This is a genomic window from Desulfopila sp. IMCC35008 (assembly GCF_010646885.2).
Taxonomy (GTDB): domain Bacteria; phylum Desulfobacterota; class Desulfobulbia; order Desulfobulbales; family Desulfocapsaceae; genus Desulfopila.
Genome location: NZ_CP050700.1, coordinates 1,863,793 through 1,878,806 on the forward strand (window position 1 = coordinate 1,863,793; position 15,014 = coordinate 1,878,806).

11 protein-coding genes and 4 tRNA genes are annotated in these 15,014 nt (G+C 44.0%); 8 read left to right on the forward strand and 7 right to left on the reverse strand.

The features are described from left to right. The first annotated feature begins 170 nt into the window (after positions 1–170). The 8 genes from tig to GA520_RS08275 all read left to right on the forward strand — a co-directional run bounded on the left by tig (position 171) and on the right by GA520_RS08275 (position 6,571). Entirely contained in the window at positions 171–1,511 is a 1,341-nt protein-coding gene (gene tig / locus GA520_RS08240; RefSeq protein ID WP_163339308.1) for a trigger factor, read from the forward strand. A 153-nt stretch (positions 1,512–1,664) separates the two neighbouring features. After that, positions 1,665–2,267, forward strand: a complete 603-nt coding sequence (gene clpP, locus GA520_RS08245; protein WP_163339307.1) for an ATP-dependent Clp endopeptidase proteolytic subunit ClpP — start codon at positions 1,665–1,667, stop codon at positions 2,265–2,267. 2 nt (positions 2,268–2,269) lie between these two features. Next, the gene (gene clpX, locus GA520_RS08250) at positions 2,270–3,538 is read left to right on the forward strand and encodes an ATP-dependent Clp protease ATP-binding subunit ClpX (protein WP_163339306.1); all 1,269 of its coding nucleotides are present in this window, start codon (positions 2,270–2,272) and stop codon (positions 3,536–3,538) included. Positions 3,539–3,608: 70 nt separating this feature from the next. Further along, positions 3,609–5,981 (forward strand): endopeptidase La, encoded by a 2,373-nt coding sequence (gene lon, locus GA520_RS08255; RefSeq protein WP_163339385.1) that lies wholly within the window; start codon positions 3,609–3,611, stop codon positions 5,979–5,981. 59 nt (positions 5,982–6,040) lie between these two features. After that, positions 6,041–6,116: transfer RNA gene (locus tag GA520_RS08260), tRNA-Val, on the forward strand. 23 nt (positions 6,117–6,139) lie between these two features. After that, positions 6,140–6,216 (forward strand) — tRNA-Asp (locus GA520_RS08265). A gap of 179 nt (positions 6,217–6,395) precedes the next feature. Beyond that, positions 6,396–6,471, forward strand: a tRNA-Val gene (locus GA520_RS08270). A gap of 23 nt (positions 6,472–6,494) precedes the next feature. After that, positions 6,495–6,571 (forward strand) — tRNA-Asp (locus tag GA520_RS08275). 118 nt (positions 6,572–6,689) lie between these two features. Here the strand turns inward: GA520_RS08275 and GA520_RS08280 are convergent. The 7 genes from GA520_RS08280 to GA520_RS08310 form a co-directional block, all read right to left on the reverse strand. After that, entirely contained in the window at positions 6,690–7,157 is a 468-nt protein-coding gene (locus tag GA520_RS08280; protein WP_163339305.1) for a hypothetical protein, read from the reverse strand. 220 nt (positions 7,158–7,377) lie between these two features. Further along, positions 7,378–7,878 carry a hypothetical protein gene (locus GA520_RS08285; RefSeq protein WP_163339304.1) on the reverse strand — a complete coding sequence of 167 codons (501 nt, stop codon included), beginning with the start codon at positions 7,876–7,878 and terminating at the stop codon, positions 7,378–7,380. Further along, positions 7,875–8,183, reverse strand: a complete 309-nt coding sequence (locus GA520_RS08290; RefSeq protein ID WP_163339303.1) for an EscU/YscU/HrcU family type III secretion system export apparatus switch protein — start codon at positions 8,181–8,183, stop codon at positions 7,875–7,877. The genes GA520_RS08285 and GA520_RS08290 overlap by 4 nt, the downstream gene beginning before the upstream one ends. A gap of 5 nt (positions 8,184–8,188) precedes the next feature. Next, the gene (locus tag GA520_RS08295) at positions 8,189–9,664 is read right to left on the reverse strand and encodes a hypothetical protein (RefSeq protein ID WP_163339302.1); all 1,476 of its coding nucleotides are present in this window, start codon (positions 9,662–9,664) and stop codon (positions 8,189–8,191) included. A gap of 123 nt (positions 9,665–9,787) precedes the next feature. Then, the gene (locus GA520_RS08300; RefSeq protein ID WP_163339301.1) at positions 9,788–10,465 is read right to left on the reverse strand and encodes a PilZ domain-containing protein; all 678 of its coding nucleotides are present in this window, start codon (positions 10,463–10,465) and stop codon (positions 9,788–9,790) included. Positions 10,466–10,489: 24 nt separating this feature from the next. Beyond that, positions 10,490–11,188 (reverse strand): PilZ domain-containing protein, encoded by a 699-nt coding sequence (locus tag GA520_RS08305; RefSeq protein ID WP_163339300.1) that lies wholly within the window; start codon positions 11,186–11,188, stop codon positions 10,490–10,492. Positions 11,189–11,588: 400 nt separating this feature from the next. After that, on the reverse strand, positions 11,589–14,705 hold the full coding sequence (locus GA520_RS08310) for a glycosyltransferase (protein ID WP_163339299.1): 3,117 nt from the start codon (positions 14,703–14,705) through the stop codon (positions 11,589–11,591). Positions 14,706–15,014: the final 309 nt, after the last annotated feature.

A 15,014-nucleotide genomic window follows, 5' to 3' on the forward strand; every position in this document is an offset into this window, starting at 1 on the left:
TGGTGTTGTACATCACGACATATTGAGCTGAAATTCGGACCATTACTATATTAGAAATCCAGGAAATATCTCCCGCATGGTCGAGAATAAATTAACTGTAAGGTTAGTTTATATAAGTTCGGCGGGAGAGAGATAGTTGACAGGGAAATATTTAAAAAAGGAAAAAACAGATGGAAGTTACGATCGAAGGTGTCAGTGAACTAACAAAAAAAGTTACCATCACCCTGCCGGAAGGCGAAGTGCAGCCGAAGCTGAATGAAGCATATGACAAGCTGAAAAAGGATGCGAAAATGAAAGGGTTCAGGAGAGGCAAAGTACCGCGCTCCATTATAGTTAAAAACTATAAGCCCCAGGTGGAAGGTGAGGTCGGAGAGAAACTTGTTCAGGAAACCTATTTTGATGTTATTGAGAAAGAAGATATCGATCCTGTAACCCATCCTGAGATCCAAAGTGTTACATACAACGATGATGGCTCTTTTACCTATATTGCCAATGTTGATGTTCGACCGGTTTTCGAACTTGCTGAGTATAAAGGCCTGGAAATTCCGAAGCCGGATACTCTGGTAACTGACGAAGAGATCGAGCTTGAGCTGTTGTCCCTGCAAAAAGAAATGGCGGTATTGAAGTCCGTTGAAGATGATCGTCCGGTTGCAGAAGGTGACGTGGTTATCGTTGACTTCCAGGGTTTCCATAAAGGCCATGCAATGAAGCAGGTTCGCAACGAAGACTACTCTGTCGATGTTGGTTCCGGCCGAATGGGCAAAGAGTTTGAGGAAAAACTGATCGGCATGAAAAATGGTGAGGAGGCGAGCCATGAGGTTGACTTTCCTGAGGCTCACCCGAATCCGATCCTTCAGGGTAAGACCGTCGAGTTCAAGGTGAAGGTAAAAGATGTAAAAGAGCGAGTACTCGCTGAATTGAACGATGAGTTTGCAGCTGAGGTAAGTGAGAATTTCAAGACCCTGGAAGAACTCAAGGCATCAATCCGTGAGCGTCGAACCAAGGAGCGTGAAGAGGGGGCGGAAGGAACTATCGCTGATTCTATCATGCAGAAATTGCTTGCGCAGCATGATTTTGAAGTACCCAACCGACTGGTTGCCTTTGAGATTGAGCAGATGATCAAGCAGACAGAAGACCAGCTCAAGCAGGGCGGCATGACCCTCGAAGCGGCAGGACTCTCCCGCGAGACCCTGGCAGAGCAGAACTCAGAGGTGGCTACCAAGCGTGTTCGAGGTGACTTTATCTTAAAGAAGATTGGTGAGACTGAAGAGATAAAGGTTGAAGACGAGGACCTTGAACGCGGTTTCAAGCGGATCGGCGACCAATATAATATGCCGGTATCCCAGGTGAAGGAATATTTCCAGAGCCGTGATGACTTGCTCCCGTTCATGAATGAACTGCTCAACGAAAAAATCCTTGCCTTCCTGAAAGAAAATGCAGTGATGGTAGATGCGCCTGAGGCTCCTGTGGCAGATGCTGAGCCGGAAGAAAAAACAGAAGATAGCGAATAAATTTAAGGTTCCCGTCTGGCATTTTGCGGGATCGTATATATGTTTTCGTCTGCATGACGCTGCAGTTGCTTCGTCGCAGAAAGTAAACCAAATATCGACGACTGCACAGGTGAAACGCATCCTGTTGCAGTCGTCCCATTTCAGGAGATAGGTATGAATCTAGTGCCAATGGTGGTGGAGCAGAGCCCGAGAGGCGAACGTGCTTATGATATTTACTCCCGCCTGTTGAAAGAGCGGATTGTTTTTCTTGGTTCAGGTGTAAACGACGACGTCGCCAATGTTATTATTGCCCAGCTGTTATTCCTTGAGGCAGAAGATCCGGAAAAGGATATTACATTTTATATCAACTCTCCCGGAGGTTCTGTTACCGCTGGTATGGCAATTTATGATACCATGCAATATGTGAAGTGTGATATCGCCACTCTCTGCATGGGGCAGGCGGCCTCAATGGGAGCGCTACTGCTTGCTGCCGGCTGTGATAAGAAGAGGTATGCACTGCCCAATTCACGCATCATGATCCATCAGCCCATGGGTGGTTTTCAGGGCCAGGCCACCGATATTGATATTCATGCCAGGGAAATTCTCCGGATGCGTGAGGACTTAAATAAAATCCTCTCTCGTCACACCGGCCACCCTGTTGAAAAAATCGGTGTGGATACAGAACGTGATAATTTCATGAGTGCAGAAGAGGCGGTTGAATATGGTATAATAGACAAAGTACTCGTCAACCGTGAAGAGTTAGCAGAGGACAAATAAAAATGAGTGACATTGACACAAACGAACCTGAATGTCATTGTTCGTTTTGCGGTAAAAACCAGGAAGAAGTTGAAAAACTTATAGCAGGACCGGATGTTTACATCTGCGATGAGTGCATTGAACTCTGTAATGAGATCGTCAATGAAGAAGGAAGCGGTGAAGGAGAGGGGGAAGAGGATGACTTACAGGCCTCCCTCAAACCCAAAGAGATCCACCAGTACCTCAATGATTATGTAATCGGTCAGGAATATGCCAAGAAGGTGCTCTCCGTCGCTGTTCACAATCATTATAAGAGGATTGATGCGCCGGTTCATGAAGACGACGTAGAGCTTCAGAAGTCGAACATTATCCTGATAGGACCGACCGGATCCGGTAAGACACTGGTTGCCCAGACCCTCGCTCGCATCCTGAATGTTCCTTTTTGCATGGCTGATGCCACAACCCTGACAGAAGCCGGGTATGTCGGTGACGATGTCGAGAACATCCTGGTGAATTTACTACAGGCTGCCGATTATGATATTGAGAAGGCAGAACGGGGTATCATATATATTGACGAAATAGATAAGATTGCCCGTAAGTCAGACAGCCCGTCCCTGACCAGGGATGTGTCGGGCGAAGGTGTGCAGCAGGCCTTGCTCAAAATCATTGAGGGAACAGTTGCTTCCATCCCGCCCAAAGGTGGCAGGAAACATCCACAGCAGGAATTGGTCAAGTTGGATACCACCAACATCCTTTTTATCTGCGGTGGTGCCTTTGTCGGTCTTGATTCGGTTGTGAAGCGCAGGGAAGGCAAGAAATCCATCGGTTTTGGTGCTGAGGTCATGGGCGAATCCAAGAAAAAGCTTGGAGAACTGCTCGAAGCTGTCCAGCCGGAAGATTTGCTGAAATTTGGTTTGATACCGGAGTTAGTTGGACGATTGCCGGTTATTGCTACCATGAAGGAGCTTCTCGAGGAAGATCTTGTACGCATCCTTAAAGAGCCGAAAAACGCTCTTACCAAACAGTACCAGAAGTTGTTTGATTTTGAGAATATCCAGCTTCGTTTTACCGAAGGCGCCCTGCTGGCTATTGCTAAAAAAGCACTGGTGAGAAAATCCGGTGCCCGTGGTCTGCGTTCTGTGATGGAGCAGGCGATGCTTGAGGTGATGTACGATCTTCCATCCAAGGAAAATGTGCAGGAGTGCGTTATCAGCGAGCAAGTAATTAATAATGGTGAATATCCGGTTGTGTTGTACCAGAACACCCCTGAGGATTCACTGAAAACGGCCTAAGCCGGGTGCGCGGCATAACGTGCGCCTTGTTTTAATACAAGGAGAATTCGTGACTAAACTTTATCCGCTGATGCCATTGAGGGATATTGTCATTTTCCCACACATGGTCGCACCACTGGTGGTGGGCCGGAAGAAATCGATCCAGGCTCTTGAAGACGCCATGGAAAAGCGAACCGAGATTCTGCTGGTTACCCAAAAGGATGCCGGGGTGGATGAACCGACCGAGGAGGATATTTACACCTACGGGACGCTGGCATCTGTTATGCAGCTTCTTCGTCTGCCGGACGGGACCATCAAAGCGCTGGTTGAAGGCAAGTGCCGGGCGCGGGTACTCTCACATGTGCCTCATGACAATTTTATGCAGGCCGAGGTCGAAGAGCTTCCTGAAATAGTCGAGCAAACAGGTGAATTGCTGGCCTATGAGCGGGAGTTGCGAAAATTCTTCGAAGAGTTTGCCAACGGCGAAAAGAAGATTGCCAAGGAAGTGGTGAAGTCGGTCAAGAATATCGAGGACCCGATCAAGCTGGTTGATATCATTTGCTCCCACCTGCCGGTGAAAGCCCAGGAAAAACAGGAAATTCTTCAAAGCGACCCGATTACCACGCGAATAGAAAAAGTCCTTGAGATTATCCATCGTGAAATTGAGCTTGCAGAGCTGGAAAAAAGTATCAATGCAAAGGTGAAGATGCGGATGGGCAAAACCCAGCGCAACTATTACCTGAGTGAGAAGGTCCGTGAGATCCAGAGTGAGATGGACCAGAATGAAGACGGCGTTGATGAGATGGGCGAGCTCGAAGAGCAGATAACGTCCAAGAAGATGCCAAAGTCGGCTCGCGAGAAGGCAATGAAAGAGCTCAAAAAGCTCAAGAATATGCCACCGATGTCGGCAGAGACGACGGTTGTTCGCAACTATATAGATTGTATTGTCAGCCTTCCCTGGGGGAAGAAATCCAAATCGCAGCTCGATATTAATAAAGCAGAGACGATCCTGGACGAAGACCATTACGGTCTGACCAAGACCAAGGAACGTATCCTCGAATATCTCGCGGTGCAGGCCCAGGTCAAGAAAATCAAGGGACCTATTCTATGCCTTGTGGGTCCTCCTGGTGTAGGTAAGACCTCAATCTGCCAGTCTATTGCCCGTGCCATGAATCGTAAATTTGCCCGGCTTTCTTTGGGTGGCGTGCGTGACGAGGCTGAGATTCGCGGACATAGGCGGACGTATATCGGTGCCATGCCGGGTAAGATCATCCAGTCGATGCAGAAGGTGAATGTGGCCAATCCTGTTTTCTGCCTGGATGAGGTGGACAAGATGTCCATGGATTTCCGTGGTGATCCTTCATCTGCGTTGCTTGAGGTTCTGGATCCTGAGCAGAATTCAGCTTTTAATGATCATTATCTTGATATGGATTATGATCTGTCAGATATCTTTTTTATTACCACTGCAAATAGTCTTCATGGTATTCCCGGGCCGCTTCAGGACAGGATGGAAATCATCACGATCAGCGGCTATACTGAAGAAGAAAAGCTAAAAATTGCAGAAGGTTACCTGGTTCCTAAACAAATTGAAGCAAACGGCTTCAAGGAGGGAGATATCCAGTTGACCGATGGTGCGATCCTCGAGATTATCAGAAGGTATACGCGTGAAGCCGGGGTGAGGAATTTAGAGAGATCTATTGCCTCGCTGGCCAGGAAAATTGCACGTGACCGTTTGAAAAAGAATCTCAAGGATAAGAAATACAGGGTGAGTGCCCAATCGATCTTAAAATATCTGGGAACCCCTAAGTTCCGTTACGGCCTGGCCGAGGAGCAGGATGAGATAGGTCTTACTACCGGTCTCGCCTGGACAGAGGTCGGTGGCGAGTTATTGCAGATCGAGGCAACATTAATGCCAGGTTCCGGGAAGCTTATCATTACCGGTAAGCTTGGTGATGTAATGCAGGAGTCTGCCCAGGCAGCGCTCAGCTATGTTCGTTCGCGGGGTGATATGCTCGGGCTTGAGACTGATTTTTATCAGAAGCTTGATATTCATATCCACGTACCGGAAGGAGCTATTCCAAAGGATGGTCCGTCTGCGGGTATCACAATTGCCACAACACTCGTTTCTGCCCTTATAAAGGCACCTGTACGACACGAGCTGGCCATGACCGGTGAGATAACCCTCAGGGGCCGTGTTTTGCCCATTGGTGGACTGACGGAAAAACTGCTTGCAGCAAAGCGGGGAAATATTACTTCGGTTATTATTCCAAAGGAAAACGAGCGTAACTTAAAAGACGTTCCAGTGAAGATCAGAAAATCCTTATCCATCACTCTTGTGGATCATGTTGACGATGTGCTTGATTTAGCGATTGTTACGGAAGAGGGAAAAACTGTTTTCAAGGGTGTTGAGAATGGTGCTCTGGCAACTGATGGCGCCGTTTCAAAACTTAATTCAGCACATTGATTTTTTTGCTTGACGCGTATGGGGGAACTTGGTAAATACTCCTCCACGCTTGAGTGAGGGGGCGGGTAGCTCAGTTGGGAGAGCATCGGCCTTACAAGCCGAGGGTCACAGGTTCAAGCCCTGTTCCGCCCACCAGTAAATTAAGTGTACGACCATGCGGGGTCGTAGTTCAGTTGGTTAGAATGCCGGCCTGTCACGCCGGAGGTCGCGAGTTCGAGTCTCGTCGGCCCCGCCAGAAAATTCAAGGGTTTCAGCGAAGATGCTGAAACCCTTTTTTTGTTAAGGTTGTGGAGGTATCCATTTGGTTCTATCCTCATCACGATCGATTTCTAAATATTTCCATCATAATTGATGGCGGTTTTGCTTGACGGGTGAAGGGGAACTTGGTAAATAATCTCTCACGCTTGATTGAGGGGGCGGGTAGCTCAGTTGGGAGAGCATCGGCCTTACAAGCCGAGGGTCACAGGTTCAAGCCCTGTTCCGCCCACCAGTAAATCAAGTGTACGACCATGCGGGGTCGTAGTTCAGTTGGTTAGAATGCCGGCCTGTCACGCCGGAGGTCGCGAGTTCGAGTCTCGTCGGCCCCGCCAGAAAATTCAAGGGATTCAGCAGAAATGCTGAATCCCTTTTTTTGTTGGCTACGCTTGCTGGAGGTGCAGACCTTGGTCTCCCCCCCCTACAGAAGTATTGAGGAGATGTGATTGTCGGTTATGTTACGGCCATCACAAATGCATTCCAGTTCTTTGGATAACTGGCCAATTCTGCACCAATCGTTTTAACACCACTCGGATGCCATTTCTCCCAGCGAGGTCTGGCGACAACCCTGTAGCTCGTTTCCTGATCCCGTACCACGATTGAAAGCAGTGCGTTTGATATAGAAAGTGAATCGGGTACGTTTTTGATACAAAGGCCCATTCTTGATACATTTTCAACCAACCCACTGCAGGTGCCAAGACCGTCTGATATATCCACTCTCAGGTTTTTCACATTAATTCTGCTTGTTTTACGCTTTTCCGAGACCTGCGGGCCGGCTATCTTTGCTGGTGAAAGGGCTCTGGTCACTTTGAGAATGCTTTCTACACCAAGCCAGATTGCCAGAGTGGCAAGGGGCAAAATGATAAAGAGAATGAGAGGGGCGAACCAAAGTATTGCAATAAAGCCGGGTATATTTTCCATAACAAGGACCTTTAGGGTTGGAATACTCGAACGGTTTTAAGTGTGTATTGATGGAACTTGTTAGATTATTATATCACATCTTCATAGTGAAATGTGAGCTACAATTGTGGGAAAAAACTATCCCTTGTAAAGGGACTTAAATAGTAATGAGCACGAATACTGTATTACGGAAGTAATAGTTGAGGCAAATAGCTTGGTTGAAGGTAGAGCCTGATTATGGCTACTCTGTAAATATATCCTCAATCAGGGCTGGTTGCCATGTAGAGGTGGCAAGCAGCCAGTTACCATCTATGTTTTGGAGGATTAAATCGAATCGGTATATGTCAGCCTGGAGTTTGGGTAGGATCGAGGCACTTTCAACAGGTTGACCTGTCATGGCAACAAAAAGAACTACCTCTGCCTGGTCTTCTGCAGGAAATTTAACCTGATCGATAGAGGTGAAAAGATGAATGGAGCGTTTCCTGAGAAGCTGGTATGAGAGGTAGGCTATAATGTCCTTTTTGGTCATGCCGTCATTATCGCTGTAGTTTTCCGATATCATCGCTTTAACATCACCAATTTCATTTTTTTCAACAGCATCTTCTGCAGTTTTGATAAATGAGCGAACCTGATCTTCGGGGCTATCACTAGAGCATCCGGATAGGTATATTACTCCGCAGGTTGCCATTAAGATGAGAAGACATGTGGAGAGTGTTGGTAAAATATAACGATAGTGTATCATTGTCCCCCGGCTGATGCTGACTGCAGTTTGTCTTTATATCTCTCGTTGACTCTATAAACAAAAGAGAGGACTTCGGCCACGGTTTGATAGAGTTCAACGGGAATTTCATCGCCAATGGGTACTTTTGCCAGCAGTTCCACCAGGTTTTCGTCTTCGTGGACATGTACCCCGGCTTCACGTGCGGTTTCAATTATCTTGTCTGCGATTAAGCCTTTACCGCTTGCGAGAACCTTCGGTGCACCTGTATTTTTATTGTCGTAAACAATAGCGACTGCTTTCTGGGTGTGTTTTTTTTCGTCAGCCATATCTTTTATACCTTAGTATCGAGTACACCACCACCTTCAGGCAGCACATGGCGAAGGAGGGCGTTTGCTGGGTCTTCGGCCTCAGTACCGAATGAAAGTCCAAGCAGGGCTGTTTCTGTGATGGACTCCCTGAGTTCATCACTATACTCTTTTACAAACTCAGCCTTTTCGTTTGAGTCTGTGTGAAACCTGATATAAAGGCCTTCATCCGTCTGGAACATGTCGACCCTAATATTACCAATATCAGAGAGCTTGAGGTGGAGGGAAAAACGTGTCTCCTGTTCTCCGGAGGTTTCTCCATTCTCTTTATCTCCTGCATTCTGGTCAACCAGCATATATCCTTGCTCGATGAATGGCAGGGGGAGGGGGAAGATGAATTGGTGACCTGTCTCAGACTGCAGTTGAGCAAGCTGAAATAACTCGAGGGTGGTTAAGAGTTGGCTGGTTGATTTTGATACCTGGTCAGCCCCTTTCAGGGTATTTATTATTTCAAGAAGTGCTGCTTTTAGCGTGGCTGCTGCTTTCTGGTTTTTCCCTTGAGAGAGTAGTTTTTCAAAAGATAAACCAAGACGGTCGACAAGTTGCTTGAGTGCGGCACCAGCCTGGCCACCTTGTGCAGGTTGCTGCTGGTGGGAAAAATAGGTCTCAAGCGTATTTCTGGATAACGGGGAGAGAATCTCAAAAATAGAGCCGGTTTGTTGAAAGATGCCGCTCAGTATGCCCGTGTTGGCAGGTGTATTCGATACAGTGAGAAGAGTACCGGCGAGAGCAGGTTGGTTATCGCTGATAATCTGTAATTGCGGCGGTGTTGATTCTGTGAGTCGTAATTGAAGATTTGCTCCCTGTTGAAGGGGGCGTGGAGAAGAAACTGTGAATCGTTGTTCTCCGGCCTGAAGTGTGAACTGATTAGAGCTTGGCGATTGGACTACTGTAGCCTGGATTTGATGGTTGGTAAATTGTGCTAGACTGACAGTAGTGAGATTTTGAGCAGCTTGGGTAACAACAGCTTGGGTAGACGCAGATATGCTGACAGTTGCAGCCTGGCCTTGAGCTGCTGGTGTAGAGGTTGTTGTCGACTGTGACGTAACAGGTTGCTGTAACTGCTGCGGTTGCTGAGGTTGCTGAGGTTGTTGTAGAGAGCGAAACAGCGTGGTGATATCTATCGGTTTGCCGATTAGGGTAATCGACTTCCCCCAAAAATGATTGAGTGTTTCTCCTATTATCTTGAGCTGGACCTCAGGGGATGTGGATGCTACTTGCAGTTGCAGTGGTTGACCGACTTTCAGAGGCACCTCTGTCCGTGCAGAAATCCTGTTTTCCCCTATCTGCAGAAGTGCTCTATTGTCTGCCTGCACTTCGACCACCAGGGCTTTCAGCAGTTGCCCGGCCTGTGGTTCAATAGAGCTCTGGGGCTGTCCCTTGGATTGGGAGCCTATGGCGTTTATAAAGCGTATTGATTGCAGCGGATTGATTGTGCTCATTATACTGTATCGGCAGATACGGGAAAGGAGTTAATAACACAATCGAAGGGGACGGGGGCGGGCTCTCCGGGGTCAGGCTTAAGCCTGACCCCAACTAGGCAACTCCCAACTAAGCAACGCCAGCTACTTCGAAGTCTGGATATTCTCCCTCAACTGCCGTCTTTGTTCCCAAAGACAATTGGTAATAATATCATCACGGACATTGTTGTCTATCTGGTCAAAGTGCAGTGCAGCATGCCACCTGCCACTCCTGTTGTGTTTGGTCCGCACCAAATGGCCAAAGCAGTGAACCCTTTTGCTGGGATTACTGAGGGCAAGCTCGATTTTAATATTACTAACGTTCGGGCATTCGCTCGGAAATAATGCGAGAACGCCGGTCGCAGAGAGGTCGAGTGTGGTACCTTTTATCACCCAGTTGCTTGCAGAAGAAGGGTTTGTTGGCGATGTGTAGCTAAGAATAATCTGGGTGCGTATATCCACCCGGAAATATTCTCTTAAACTTGCTGGGTCAATCGATTTTGAGGCAGTCAGTTCTATCGTTTTTTTGTTGAGAACCTCTGCGCATTTGGCGTTTATGATAGAAGATGTTGTACCTATCACAGAGAAAGTAAAGGGAGCGCTCTCATCAATATCTGTAGGAAAGGCACCAGAAGCAATCTTTATAAAGAAATTGGGAGCAATCGACTCTTTATATACACAGTCAAAATTGAGCTTATCGCCAGCTTTGTTTTGAAGCGTAACGATACCTTCCTGGCCGTCCTGCATGGATTTGACTAAACTTTCAAGCGATGAATCTGTCATATGTAACTGATAAAATAATATAATCTATTTTGAAACAGGTTCTTTGACCTGTACTTTTAAACGAAGCAGTCGTCTTTGAATAATCAGGCACCAACCGATAATCTTATCCCGGTCTTCGGTAGAGATATCATCAAAATGATATGCAACCTCGTAATTGTCATCACTAATCTGGTGGGCTCGAACTGGATGAGCTAGGAGGGTAACTGTTTCCTGCTCAGGCGTGGGCAGGGTCAATTGTAGCTTCACCTGTTTATCAACAGGGGGCTTGGCATTGAAACTTGCCAATAACCCACTGCCGGAGATGTCTATGGTTTTACCTTGCAGACTCCACGGTTCGCCTTTTTCATTATAGAACTCAGGCAAAAAGGAACTGCTTATCACACTTGTCTGGGCATCTACCCTGAAAAATTCCCGTAACTGATCATGGCTGAAAGATTTTTCAACAACCATATTGAGTGTCTGATCATTAGGAATATCATCGATCATGGCTTCAATGGAAGTCGTAACTCCTCCTACATCAACAGTGATATAGCAAGCCTCAGCTCTGTCAATAGAATCAACAGGAAGTGCTCCCGGCTTAAATAACAGTTTAAATGCAGGAGATGCGGTCTTTTCTAGTACACAACTTGCACGATAACGCTCTACAGTGTCAATGATGGGTAAGAATATCCGTACCGGTTTCTGATCGGGTATTGCTTGTAAGTTGCCGTGATCTTCTGTCATGTGATTGTGGGGTTAAATAGTAAGGACCGACTCCAGAATTATAACTGTAATACTGCTCACTAAGCTAAAGTGATCGTATAGTATCATCAAAAGTAGGGAGAAGCAAGATTTGAGTAGAAATGCGATTTGTTATAATTCTTAGACAGTTGGTAAGAGGTAAAACAACTTTTGGATCAATGTTATCTTAATTTCAGCAATCAGGATACTTACAGCTCGGCAGACCAGAAAAGGAAAAAGATCAGGGCAGGAACTGGGAAATAATCCATCCCGCCAAGCCCTAAGATTCTCCGACGAGCATTTAGTTGAGGCCTATTCACTAAATTAGGCATTGACGGGGCTAACAGCGCGGTAGAGAATAGACGCAGATTGTTGTAAGAAGTGAAATAACCCATTAACTCGACTATGGGAATTCTCCAATTCCAACAGAAGCATTACAATTCAATATTTTATCAAACTCTCTTTCTATTTTTTCTACTGATTTTAAAGTGGTAAAATTAAAAGCATCTTCTTTTCCTTGTGCTGCTAAAGAAACCCAATACCCTCTATTATTATGTAAAGTTGATAGTTTGTTAGCTAGATCGATGGCGTTTTCTTTCTCAAATACCAGTCCATTTTCACCATCTTTAACAATTTCCCTTGAACCTCCTGTGCCACTTGATACAACACAAATACCGGCTGCCATTGCCTCAATTTGAGTTTTACCAAAAGGTTCATCAAATACACTAGGGAATACTAGTGTATTACAACGTCCAAACATCTGTGACATTTCTTCTTTACTCAAAAAACCTTTAAATTCTATCTGGTCACCAAAACCATGCTGTTGTGCATAATCATTTAAAGAAGATACAAACTCTGGGTTGGTTGTATCTCCAGCAATTTCACACGTAAAAGGAATAGAGTTAAATTTAAGTAACCCAAGAGCTTCAACCAAAGTTTGTGCACCTTTATATGGCATAACTAAACTTGCAAAACAAATTCGTAAAATATCAAACGGAGGATCCGAGTATTTATAATAGTACTCGATGGGGGAACCAGGATAGAGAACTGTATAGTTAGAAATATCGTACCCCGATTTCTTAATATGATCATTTAACCAACTACTACACCCAGCAAGGATATAATAATTTTGATCAAATTTAAATGAAGAAGGGTAACTTGGGGTACTATTACCTAATCGATGTAACATCGGTATTTTTCTATCAGCGATATCTGCAATATAATTATACCCAAGAAGATCAAGGTTTCCTAACATACAAGTATCTGGTGAAAACTTCTTCACTGCTTCCATTATTTTCTCATGATTTCCCGAAATTATCTGGTTGATTTCTTTTTGATCTTCTTCAAATACAACCTTACCATCAACCCAGTCACCAAGAAGCTTCAAATCTCTTTCTACATGTCTCTCAACTTCTTGATAGTTAACAAAGTCGAATTTTTGGTGTTGAGGCATATTTGAAGTTAAAGCTAAGATCTCATGCCCTTTTTTTAATAGACATTCAATAAACTCCCATACTGTTCGACCAAATCCACCCATTTCCTGAGGTGGCAATAAGTTTGTAATCACTAAGATTTTGAGTCTATTCTGAGCAATAGGTGTAGGGTTTTGTCCAATTTTTTCAAAATAGGATGATAAAGCTTCCTTATCAATATCTTCATGCTGCAGCAAGGTTGATATTAATGATTCAATGGCCTCTGGCAAATCACCATACCTAGAACCTTCAAGTAATAGTATAATGGCTTTCGTTAGATCTCCCTGATTTATATAATTATTTGCCAACTGCACACAAAAGTTTATATCGCTTCTATCATAGGGTAACGGAGGTACATTTATTTCATCATGAAATGATGGTATTTTTGCCTGTTTATCAATTTCACGAATAATATTTTGTATTCTTCCTATGGTTATTTTACGAGAAAAACCTGTTTGAATTTTTTCATTTAAACGTTCCCCCATCTTTTGTGCTAATTCAGGATTTTCTGCAAGTTTTCGCATTGCCAAAAACATCCCCTCAACATCAAATTCGTTTACCAAGAATCCATTAATACCGTTTTCAACAACATCAGGAATGCCACTATGATAGGTGGAAATTACAGGAACAGCCATTGCCCCAGCTTCTATAATTGCGACAGGCACCCCTTCTTGGTCGCCATTCTTAGCAATTACACTGTGCTGAACAAACGCCCTCGCATTTCTCAATAGTACTTTAGTTTGTTCACGGGTACATACTCCGCAGAAGGTAACCGATTGCTGTATTCCCAGGGTGACAGAAAGCTCTTTACATGCACCTAATAAAGGACCATCTCCAGCAAAAATAAGGTGACTATCTGGCTCAATACTTAAAAGCATAGAAAATGCTTGGATCGTTGCTTGTGGACACTTTTTTTCAACAAACCTTCCAATTCCAACAAATATTTTCTTACTACTAATCGGAGATGCCTTAACTTGATGTGTATCTGCCCCTAACGCATTTAATACTATTTTTTCCTCCGGAGCCCCCATATCCATCATGGCCTTTTTCATATGTGATGACATTGCCACTACTCTATGGACTAAAGGGAACATTTCCTCAAAACATTCTCTATAATTATTAACTATAGAGTGGGCGTAAACATCTAAGCCAAGACCGTGAATAATGAGTGGAACTTCAGCTTTCAAACATGCCCTGAAAACAGCACATCCAAGGATAGTGCTTTCAGCTAAAACAGAAGTAACATTATTACTTTTGAAAAATTGACTTAATAAGTCAGCATAAACCGCATTCCTTTCAAGGTCTGTACAATTTTCTAATTTATCAATTTTATCTCTTTCAGCGATAAACTCACTTCCTAATATTTTTAATGGTAAAGGAAAACCACAGACAACAACTGTGTTGTTGGAGATATATTTAATATGGTCGTCAATGAATGTTTCTGAATAAACACCCTCATTGGCTCGGATAATGCACAATTTACCGTTTTGTGATATTGGTTCTATTTCATGATCTTTTGCATCATCAAAAATTGTTGTAGCTGGCTTCTTGTAGGCAAAACATTGAAAACGATCTGGTTCTTTATCAGAATTACTCGAAACCTGTTCATTTATATCAACTCCAACAAAGCCAATTTTTTCCAGTACCTCTGTCAAAGTGTTTTTATGAAATTGTATTGCAGACCCAATTTCTCCTTTTTTTGCATTGACCAACTTTTCTGATATGTATAGGAACCCACCCGGCTTAATTATACGTAAAACATCATTTACAATTTCGTAACTGAAGTATGGTAGTGATAGAAGATCAATCAATAAAGCACAATCAATAGAATTACTTGGGAAATGAAAAAACTGTTTACCCCAACCTTCATGATTAGTATTTGACTCTGATAAATCACCTAAAGAAACACCATAATACTCACTTACGAAAGTAGTTGATTTGGAATCTAATTCGGTATATCTCAAAGGTCCGTTACTAACCTCTAACAATTTCCCATGTATGAATGGTAAAACGTTTTCTATCTTTCTATAATAACAACTTAAAGACATGATGTAAACTCCACTTTTACATTCAGTGTTAACGATTATAGGTTCTGAGTAACATTGTACTATTCAAAAAAAAATATATATTTTTTACGATTTTTTAAATTAAAATTAGTTGCAATAATAAATGCTCAACATTATGTCCTAACAAAGTTTAGGCTGTTTAGTGCAATATAAGATAGTGGTTCATGTGTTCTTAAAATTAACTTGTGAAAATCTGCCCTAAATAATCTGATAAATAGTAAAATGATCTTCCGGAGCTCATCTTTCTGTATAGTCTTTAGACGAGATCATAGAGACTGATTTATGTCCTAT

Excerpts from the sequence above, each read along its gene's own strand:
- tig (WP_163339308.1), top strand. The coding sequence starts at position 171 with ATGGAAGTTACGATCGAAGGTGTCAGTGAACTAACAAAAAAAGTTACC.
- clpP (WP_163339307.1), top strand. The coding sequence starts at position 1,665 with ATGAATCTAGTGCCAATGGTGGTGGAGCAGAGCCCGAGAGGCGAACGT.
- clpX (WP_163339306.1), top strand. The coding sequence starts at position 2,270 with ATGAGTGACATTGACACAAACGAACCTGAATGTCATTGTTCGTTTTGC.
- lon (WP_163339385.1), top strand. The coding sequence starts at position 3,609 with ATGCCATTGAGGGATATTGTCATTTTCCCACACATGGTCGCACCACTG.
- GA520_RS08280 (WP_163339305.1), bottom strand. The coding sequence starts at position 7,157 with ATGGAAAATATACCCGGCTTTATTGCAATACTTTGGTTCGCCCCTCTC.
- GA520_RS08285 (WP_163339304.1), bottom strand. The coding sequence starts at position 7,878 with ATGATACACTATCGTTATATTTTACCAACACTCTCCACATGTCTTCTC.
- GA520_RS08290 (WP_163339303.1), bottom strand. The coding sequence starts at position 8,183 with ATGGCTGACGAAAAAAAACACACCCAGAAAGCAGTCGCTATTGTTTAC.
- GA520_RS08295 (WP_163339302.1), bottom strand. The coding sequence starts at position 9,664 with ATGAGCACAATCAATCCGCTGCAATCAATACGCTTTATAAACGCCATA.
- GA520_RS08300 (WP_163339301.1), bottom strand. The coding sequence starts at position 10,465 with ATGACAGATTCATCGCTTGAAAGTTTAGTCAAATCCATGCAGGACGGC.
- GA520_RS08305 (WP_163339300.1), bottom strand. The coding sequence starts at position 11,188 with ATGACAGAAGATCACGGCAACTTACAAGCAATACCCGATCAGAAACCG.
- GA520_RS08310 (WP_163339299.1), bottom strand. The coding sequence starts at position 14,705 with ATGTCTTTAAGTTGTTATTATAGAAAGATAGAAAACGTTTTACCATTC.